This is a genomic window from Enterobacter sp. PL1 (assembly GCF_945957325.1).
Taxonomy (GTDB): Bacteria; Pseudomonadota; Gammaproteobacteria; order Enterobacterales; family Enterobacteriaceae; genus Enterobacter; species Enterobacter roggenkampii.
This window is the reverse complement of the sequence record NZ_CAMFKT010000011.1, coordinates 153,578-160,006: the sequence shown is the minus strand read 5'-3', so window position 1 is coordinate 160,006 and position 6,429 is coordinate 153,578. Positions and strand designations below refer to the sequence as shown.

Sequence of the window (6,429 nt, the reverse complement as noted above, 5' to 3'; positions counted from 1 at the left end):
TTATCACAAAAATACATGTAACGATTGTTAGTTACATTTTTAAAAGAGAAATACTATCATTACTCAACTTTGTATTTTTCAAAAAATCTTCACGGCTGAAGCAAGATTCTAAAATCGCATTTTTGATGGCTCTGCTGACGTTACAAGTCAATTAAGAGGTTTCTTTCGTTTTATGTTTAGGATACTCGTTACTTAGTGAATAAGAAACTCATATTGTTTCGCATCCAAACACCTACGGCATCACATCGATCTACAGCATCTACATAGTTCAGCAATAGCGAATAATCAATGATTGTAAGATCTTCTTTAGTCTGCTGAAAACGGATCTCACCATCTTTAACACTAATTACGAAAGATGGTGTGTAATAGAATTTAGCACCATCAACATTTTCAATGATCACCTCACTGATTAACTTTTGTTCTTTCTTCTTATTCTCTATAAAAAGGACATGCCTTTTCAGCTCGTTCTGCTTGTAGATAATGTCAATTGTGTAAAAATTGCCGTTACGCTTTAGACGAATATTAGAAACAATCTTGTTAAGTTCATTCTCATAACGTGTGCGTATGTCGACGTTATTCACATTATATAATTCAGTAACGTTAACATCCTGTAGTACTGGTAAATCTACTTGTACTGTAGCTAATGAAGCTTGACGTGCTAATAACTGTTCTAATTCTAACTTGGCATCATCCAATTCTTCCCGCATTTCAAAAGAGACAGCTTTACCAGCACTTTTACGCCGTTCAATACCATTTTCATAGTTAGTGATCTGATCCTTAACTTGATCAATTTGAATACGTATCACTTCAATTTCAGGATTGAATTCTTGTTCTTTAATCACAGTGTTTAGATCCATGCTTAATAAATGCTCTACTACAAAACGCTCTACTGTTTCATAGGTCATAGCTTTATTTTCGCAAAGTCCATCACGTTCATTGAGGCAACGAATGTATCTATATTCCTCGATTTTTGGATCGCCTTTCTTTGGTGTACGTTTAGCACGAACCACATTATGATACATTGGCCCGCCGCATTCAGTACAACGAGCGATACCACTAAACAAATTACTTTTAATCAGTACTTCTTCCTGTCCGTCTTTCTTCACGGTAACACGTCCAGCATTAGGACGACGAGACTTTAGCAATTCCTGTACTAATTCAAATTCTTCTTCATTAATCACTACAGGGTACACGTCCATATCGTACTTTTTCTGAGTTACTGGATTTTCAATATCATCATGGTTACGGATGATTTCTGAAATGAAAATCTTACCAGTTACACGGCGATTAGTAAGAATCTTATGAACAAGTTCACCAGTCCACGGACGATTAAATTTATATTGCTCACCTTCTTTCGTTTGAAGTTGTTTAGCAATCGTGGGGCATCCCATGCCAGTTTGATAAAGAGCAAATATCTCTTTAACTACTGCCGCTTTATGATTAAGCACATACTTATCATTTTCTACTTCGATCCATTGAGGACGTTTATTAGTTACTATAGTACCTTTGTTGAATGCTTGTTCGCGTTTCTTCGCCCACCCTTTACGAATACGATCACTTTTATACTTAGATTCATCATATGCCCGTTGAGCATTCATCATTACAAAAGGTAGATCTTTAGAATTACTACGGCTGATAACTATGTTAGCCATTACATCATGAATAGCTACGTTATGTGCCATTAGAGCATTGATGTAACCCATCACATCAAACGGGTTCTGGCGGCTAAAGCGGTCTATAGATTCCACTACCAATATAGAACTATCCCACATACCATTACGTACTTGTTCCATCCATGCCCCTAACTCACCCTCAGAGATGTTTAAACCCTTAAAGGCTGAGACACCTTGATCCGATAGTACTACTGGGGCTGGATCATCCATTTCCGCACAAATGCCAGTACGCTCTAAGTAGCCTTCTAATAGTTCAGCTTGGCGTGCGATACCTGACCCGTCGAGCTGCTGATCCGAGCTAACACGATGATACACAAATACTTTTTTCATGTTAAACCTTCTAATTTTTGTTTGTATAAGCATAACACATTTGTATGATTATCAGGCAAAAAAGGTTTTAGCCTCCGACCCGCTGCCGGTTCCCCAGGCGCTGCAACTGATTGATCTGCTGGATGAGCATGCCATTCACGGCCTGATGTATGTGGATAACGCAATGGTCTACGAGCGCCCTACCGGCCACGTGGTGCGCACCAGCAACTGGGCGTTGTCCCTGCCTGAAGCGCAGCGTCCGGTCTTTACCCAGGTATCCTCCCTGCGTCAGGCAGCCCAGGACGTTGAGGCTATCTGGAAATTCGCCCTGACGGATGAAGACACGACCAAACTGAATACCTTCGCGAAGCACGTCGAGGAAACGCTGGGTCTGGAGTGCGAATGGTCCTGGCACGATCAGGTGGATATTGCCCGCAAAGGCAACAGCAAAGGCAAGCGTCTGACGCAGTATGTGGAATCACAGGGCTGGTCAATGCAGGACGCGATAGCCTTCGGCGACAACTACAACGACATCAGCATGCTGGAAGCCGTCGGTACGGGCGTGGCGATGGGCAATGCCGACGACGCGGTAAAAGCGCGCGCTAACGTGGTGATTGGCGACAACACCACCGACAGCATCGCGCAGTATATTTATACCCACCTGCTGTAATCAGGCGGTGATCGAGACGCTCTTAATTTGCGCGTAAAGCCACAGGCCGGGTTTGATCCCTAACTCATCCCTGGCCCACGGGCTGATGCGCGCCCAGAGCGTCCGGCTTCCCACCTCGAGCTTCACTTCCACCTGGCCGTTATCATCAAAACACTCCGCGACTTTGGCGCGCAGAATATTTCGAATACTGGTTTGCAGCGGCGGCTGCAGCACCAGCGAGACGTCTGATGCCTGAATACGAATACGCAGCGCGGACTGCAACGGCTTGTCGATCTTATTGACCCACAGGTGCTGATCGCCGAGCGCCAGCGCCGTCATCGCGTAGTGCGGATGGTGTTCCAGCACGCTCACCTTCAGAATGCTGCTCTGCTGTTCCCGGGGCAGCCAGGGGTGCATCACGCTGCTGCCCCAGACCTCTTCCAGGTTGCCGAAGGCCTTGACGCTGCCCTCTTCCAGCACCAGCACTTTGTCGGCCAGATGGAGGATCTCATCCAGCGAATGGCTGACGTAGAGCATTGGAATATTAATTTCCCGCGTCAGGCGCTGCAGGTAGGGCAGGAGCTCACGTTTGCGCGGAATATCCAGCGAGGCCAGCGGTTCGTCGAGCAGCAGCAGTTCGGGCGCGGTCAGCAACGCGCGGCCAATGGCTACGCGCTGTTTTTCTCCGCCGGAAAGCGACGAGGGCAGTCTGTCGAGCAGTGGCTCAATGCCTAAAAGCGTCACCAGCTTATCAAACTGTCCGGCCATGCTTTTCGCCATGCCGTAACGCAGGTTGCCGCGCACGCTGTAGTGCGGGAATAGGCGCGCGTCCTGGAAAACATAGCCGATGCGGCGTTTATCCGGCGACAGATACACCTTGTTTTCCACGTCGTTTAAGACGCGGTTATTCAATACAATCCGTCCTGACTGCGGGCGCGTCAGACCACTGATAGCATTTATCAGCGACGTTTTTCCCGCCCCCGAGACGCCGAAGATGGCGGTGATACCGCTTGCAGGCAGCGTCTCGTTAAGCGTCAGTGTATGGTTGCCCAGCGTCTGGGTGAAATTCAGTTCCAGCATGCTTATTTCCCCATCCGCTCGCGGCTGAGTCTCGCCAGCCATTCCGACACCAGCAGCGATACCAGGGCTAATACGATTGAAATGATACACAGCCGCGCCGCAGCGCCTTCTCCGCCCGGCGTTTGAATCAGGGTATACATGGCCGACGGAATCGTTCGCGTCTCGCCGGGAATGTTCGAGACGAAGGTGATGGTCGCGCCAAACTCGCCCAGCGAGCGGGCGAAGGCCAGTACCGTCCCGACAATAATGCCGGGTAACGTCAGGGGAAGCGTGATGGTGAAAAAAACGCGCCAGCGCCCGGCACCCAGCGTACGGGCCGCCTGTTCGAGCTTCATGTCCACGCCTTCCAGCGCGAGGCGGATCGCCCTCACCATCAGCGGGAATGACATTACCGCCGCCGCCAGTACCGCACCGCGCCAGCTAAACGCAAAGGTCAGCCCAAACCAGTCGTAAAGTTTTTCGCCAATAAAACCGCGTCGCCCCATGGAAATTAACAGCAGATAACCGACCACCACAGGCGGCAACACGAGCGGAAGATGAAGCACGCTGTCGAGCAGCGCTTTGCCGGGAAACCGACGGCGAACCAGTAGCCAGGCAAAGAAGATCCCAAAGGGCAAACTCAGCGCAACCGCCAGGGAAGAGACTTTAAGGCTCAGCAGAACAGCCTGCCATTCAGGATCGGTCAATATCATCAGTGAGTCGTAAATCCGTAACGTTTAAAGATCGCGGACGCCTCCGGCCCCTTCAGATAATCGCGGAAGGCCGTCACGGTCGCATTTTTATGTCCATCAACAATCGCAACAGGATATTCCACTTTCTTGTGGGAGTCTTCCGGGAACGTTGCCACCACTTTCACACCCTTACTGGCAACGGCATCAGAGCCATACACAATGCCCAGCGGGGCTTCGTTGCGTTCCACCAGCGCCAGCGCGCCGCGGACATCTTCCGCCGGGGCCAGCTTCGGTGACAATGTCTCCCATGCGCCCAATTTTTGCAGCGCTTCTTTGGCGTAGATCCCGGCCGGAACGTGCTCCGGATCGCCCACCGCCAGACGCCCGCCGTTCAGCAGGCTTATCCAGTGGGTCTCTTTGTTGATGGTGAAGTCAGCCTGGGCGCTGGCTTTTGGCGCCACGACAACCAGGCTATTCCCCAGCAGCGTTTCGCGGGTTGCCGCATCAATCGCTTTTTTCTCCGCCGCGTAATCCATCCACTTCTGATCGGCCGAGATGAACAGATCCGCCGGCGCGCCCGCTTCTATCTGGCGAGCGAGCGTCGAGGAAGAGGCAAACGAGGAGACCACCTCGACGTTGTTCTCTTTTTTATACGCCGCCGCGATATCCTGCAGCGCGTTAGTCAATGAGGCCGCCGCAAAGACCGTGATTTTACCCTCGTCCGCCAGCGCGTGTCCGGTAAGGGAAAGCGTCAGCGTTGCGCCTGCGAAAAGGCGTACCCAGGTACGTGCCATCTGTAACTCCTGTGAGTATCGTTATATACACATTAATATAACGGTAACGTCAGGGAGATCCCAGCGTTTAATCGTACCGCTGAAGAGGTAAACCGGCGTAGTGCGTTAAAGAGTATCGGCGAAAACGGGAAAATCTTGAGAGCAAAACGCCCGGACAAGCCGGGCGTTTTGGGGGAGAATCAATGCTGCTTTTTAGCCTGGTCTCTGTGACCAATGTTCGAAAAGACGTTGAACACTTCACCCAGGCCGTAGATGGCACCGAGGATGATGGCCATCACTACTGGTACCATGATCACGGCGAATACCAGACTTTTCAACAACTCTAACATGGTTTTCTCCAGATATTGTGAACAGCTTATTCTACCCTTTCAACTGAGAAAAACATCCCCTTTTGTGCGGTACCCTTTGCGCCCTGCACCATTTGGGTCACAATACCCTTTTTGCCAGGACACTGTTATGCAGGCCGAAATTCTCCTCACACTCCGACTTCAGCAAAAGCTTTTCGCCGATCCGCGACGTATCGCCCTGCTTAAACAAATAGAACAAACGGGCTCGATTAGCCAGGGGGCGAAAAACGCGGGCATCAGCTACAAAAGTGCCTGGGACGCCATCAACGAAATGAACACCCTGAGCGAACAGCCGCTGGTGGACAGAGCCACGGGCGGCAAAGGCGGCGGCGGTGCAATCGTGACGCGTTATGGCCAGCGTCTTATTCAGCTTTACGATCTGCTGGCCCAGATTCAGCAAAAAGCGTTCGATGCGTTAAGCGATGACGATAACGTTCCGCTGGACAGTCTGCTGGCCGCCATTTCCCGCTTCTCGCTACAAACCAGCGCCCGCAACCAGTGGTTTGGTACGGTGACGGCGCGCGACAATCTGCAGATACAGCAGCATATTGAGATCCTGCTTGCCGATGGCACCACCCGTCTGAAGGCCGCCATAACGGCGCAAAGCGCGGAACGTCTTGAACTGGATGAAGGGAAAGAGGTGCTGGTGCTCCTGAAGGCGCCGTGGGTCAGTATCACACGCGATCCCGACGCGGCAAAGACAGCAGATAACCAGCTGCAGGGCACCATCAGCCATATCGAACGAGGCCAGACGCAGTGCGAAGTGCTGATGACCCTGGCAGATGGGCAGCCGCTTTGCGCGACCATACCGCTCAGCGAGTCGGGCAACTTAGAAGAAGGTGCTGCCGTCACCGCGTATTTCAACGCGGACCGGGTGATTATCGCCACTTTGTGCTGAGCACATTG

General features: G+C 50.8%; 6 protein-coding genes and 1 pseudogene. 2 read left to right on the top strand and 5 right to left on the bottom strand.

The window, feature by feature from the left end:
• Positions 1 to 188: 188 nt before the first annotated feature.
• Positions 189 to 2,003: a recombinase family protein gene (locus N6P30_RS12520; protein ID WP_023292993.1), complete on the bottom strand. Its 1,815-nt coding sequence runs from the start codon at positions 2,001 to 2,003 to the stop codon at positions 189 to 191.
• Positions 2,004 to 2,034: 31 nt separating this feature from the next.
• On the opposite strand from N6P30_RS12520, the pseudogene N6P30_RS12515 reads away from it, so the two are divergent.
• Positions 2,035 to 2,652: pseudogene (locus N6P30_RS12515) on the top strand (pyridoxal phosphatase); the annotation flags it as partial.
• Here N6P30_RS12515 and modC read toward each other — a convergent pair.
• The 4 genes from modC to N6P30_RS12495 all read right to left on the bottom strand — a co-directional run bounded on the left by modC (position 2,653) and on the right by N6P30_RS12495 (position 5,505).
• The gene (gene modC / locus N6P30_RS12510; RefSeq protein WP_023292995.1) at positions 2,653 to 3,711 is read right to left on the bottom strand and encodes a molybdenum ABC transporter ATP-binding protein ModC; all 1,059 of its coding nucleotides are present in this window, start codon (positions 3,709 to 3,711) and stop codon (positions 2,653 to 2,655) included.
• A gap of 2 nt (positions 3,712 to 3,713) precedes the next feature.
• Positions 3,714 to 4,403 (bottom strand): molybdate ABC transporter permease subunit, encoded by a 690-nt coding sequence (gene modB / locus N6P30_RS12505; protein ID WP_021241005.1) that lies wholly within the window; start codon positions 4,401 to 4,403, stop codon positions 3,714 to 3,716.
• Complete coding sequence (gene modA / locus N6P30_RS12500) at positions 4,403 to 5,176, bottom strand: molybdate ABC transporter substrate-binding protein (RefSeq protein WP_023292996.1); 774 nt, start codon at positions 5,174 to 5,176, stop codon at positions 4,403 to 4,405. The genes modB and modA overlap by 1 nt, the downstream gene beginning before the upstream one ends.
• A gap of 179 nt (positions 5,177 to 5,355) precedes the next feature.
• Positions 5,356 to 5,505, bottom strand: coding sequence for an AcrZ family multidrug efflux pump-associated protein (locus tag N6P30_RS12495; protein WP_008501118.1), 150 nt, complete (start codon positions 5,503 to 5,505; stop codon positions 5,356 to 5,358).
• Positions 5,506 to 5,632: 127 nt separating this feature from the next.
• On the opposite strand from N6P30_RS12495, the gene modE reads away from it, so the two are divergent.
• On the top strand, positions 5,633 to 6,421 hold the full coding sequence (gene modE, locus N6P30_RS12490) for a molybdenum-dependent transcriptional regulator (protein WP_023292997.1): 789 nt from the start codon (positions 5,633 to 5,635) through the stop codon (positions 6,419 to 6,421).
• The last annotated feature ends 8 nt before the right edge of the window (positions 6,422 to 6,429 follow it).

What these genes read in the sequence shown, in the direction of transcription:
- N6P30_RS12520 (WP_023292993.1), bottom strand. Translation starts at nt 2,003, where the DNA reads ATGAAAAAAGTATTTGTGTATCATCGTGTTAGCTCGGATCAGCAGCTC.
- modC (WP_023292995.1), bottom strand. Translation starts at nt 3,711, where the DNA reads ATGCTGGAACTGAATTTCACCCAGACGCTGGGCAACCATACACTGACG.
- modB (WP_021241005.1), bottom strand. Translation starts at nt 4,403, where the DNA reads ATGATATTGACCGATCCTGAATGGCAGGCTGTTCTGCTGAGCCTTAAA.
- modA (WP_023292996.1), bottom strand. Translation starts at nt 5,176, where the DNA reads ATGGCACGTACCTGGGTACGCCTTTTCGCAGGCGCAACGCTGACGCTT.
- N6P30_RS12495 (WP_008501118.1), bottom strand. Translation starts at nt 5,505, where the DNA reads ATGTTAGAGTTGTTGAAAAGTCTGGTATTCGCCGTGATCATGGTACCA.
- modE (WP_023292997.1), top strand. Translation starts at nt 5,633, where the DNA reads ATGCAGGCCGAAATTCTCCTCACACTCCGACTTCAGCAAAAGCTTTTC.